Below are 1,148 nucleotides of genomic sequence, written 5' to 3'. Positions count from 1 at the left end.
CCGGCTCAAGCAACCGTGGATGATCAAGCAAATGCTGGATCTGTCCTTGCGATGGCGTTGAGGATAGTGACGAGCTTCCGGATTGTTGCGACGATGGCTAGTTTGAAGGGTTTTCCCTTGCTGCGCAGGCGCTGATAAAAGGCTCCAAGAACGGGGTCTTTGACCTTGATGGCGCTGAGTGCGGCCATATAGGCGATGTCGCGTAGATGCTTGCGGCCACCGGAGCATTTGCCCTGTCGGTTTGATGAGCCGGATTGACGCGCATGCGGCGCGACGCCGACAAGAGCGGCGATGACCTTTGAAGAGACAGTGCCGAGTTCAGGCAGATCGGCAATGAGCGCGGTGGCCAGCACCGGGCCGACGCCGGTGACCTTGCACATTCTGTCGTGGCGCTTTCGCAGGCCGGGCGTCGCCTTGAGCAGATCGCGCATGGCGCGGTCGAGAGTGGCGATGTCCGTGTCGATGATGCGCAGGCGTACCTCCAGCATGTCGCGCACCAGCGGCTCTTCGATGGTATCGAGCTGGCTCGTCAGACCGCTCTTTTCGGCGACCAGCCTGCGCCGGTGGGCGGCGAGCGCGCTCAGGCGAGTACGCACGGGATTTGGTTCATATGGAGTGAGGTGAGCGTGTACCGTTGCCAGATAGCGGGCGATCACGGCAGCGTCGATCATATCGGTCTTTGCCAGCTGCCCCATGGCTTTGGCAAAATTGCGAACCCTTGCGGGCGGCAGGATATGGACCTTCAGGCCTGCCGCATGCAGGCTGTCGGCCAGCCTGCGCTCATAACCGCCGGACGCCTCCAGTCCGACGACGACCGGTCCGAGCCCCAGAAGGCGGCTCGCGAGAGCGCCGATCTGTGTCGGCGAACTGCCGGTACTCCAGCGCTTGCCGGCCGGATAGACGAAAACATCGAAGCGGGCTTTGGAAACGTCGATGCCGACGAAGAGAAGTTCCGGTATCATGGCCTTGCTCCCAGGCTTGTGGTGCGGGCGAAAGCCCGATCAACCGTTCGGGGTCAAAGGGAGCAGGCAGGGCCTTGCTTGATCTCGGCTGCGTAAACCAGTCCGGAAATACGGCCGCCTGCCTGCATAGGCCGGGATGCGCATCCCGGCCTATGCATCAAGTAAACCACAATACGTCCACACAAG

At 61.7% G+C, this 1,148-nt stretch carries 1 protein-coding gene; it reads right to left on the bottom strand.

Annotation, left to right across the window (positions count from 1 at the left end; all coding sequences use genetic code 11):
* Positions 1–23 precede the first annotated feature (23 nt).
* Positions 24–962, bottom strand: a complete 939-nt coding sequence (locus tag RAC79_RS25585; RefSeq protein WP_374997696.1) for an IS110 family transposase — start codon at positions 960–962, stop codon at positions 24–26.
* Between the last annotated feature and the right edge of the window lie 186 nt (positions 963–1,148).

Origin of the sequence: Agrobacterium sp. LR_9, from assembly GCF_041954855.1 — a bacterium.
Taxonomy (GTDB): Bacteria; Pseudomonadota; Alphaproteobacteria; order Rhizobiales; family Rhizobiaceae; genus Agrobacterium; species Agrobacterium leguminum.
Note: the sequence above shows the minus strand (reverse complement) of the source record. Positions and strands in the feature narration are given on the sequence as shown.